Source organism: Marinobacter iranensis (assembly GCF_029207565.1).
In the GTDB taxonomy this organism is placed as follows: Bacteria; Pseudomonadota; Gammaproteobacteria; order Pseudomonadales; family Oleiphilaceae; genus Marinobacter; species Marinobacter iranensis.
The window spans coordinates 1-270 of the sequence record NZ_JANCMW010000165.1; the positions used below are offsets into that span (position 1 = coordinate 1).

Sequence of the window (270 nt, forward strand, 5' to 3'; positions counted from 1 at the left end):
GATCGACGGCGAACTGGTGCTCAACGATTCGACCGTGATCGCGGAATATGTCGACGAGCGCTGGCCCGAGCCGCCGCTGATGCCCCACGGCGCGGCCGATCGGGCAAAGGCGCGCTGGATGGAGGAATATGCCGACAGCCGGCTCGGCGACCTGATCATCTGGCGGCTCTTCTACCAGAAGACGATCGTTCCCTATGTGTGGAAGCGCGAGCCCGATCATGCCCTGATCGCGCAGGTGACGACGCGCGACCTGCCCGAAGCGCTCGACTG

1 protein-coding gene is annotated in these 270 nt (G+C 65.2%); it reads left to right on the forward strand.

Annotation, left to right across the window (positions count from 1 at the left end; all coding sequences use genetic code 11):
- A partial coding sequence (locus NLU14_RS21875) for a glutathione S-transferase family protein (protein ID WP_420845093.1) occupies nucleotides 1-270 on the forward strand: 270 nt, incomplete at both ends.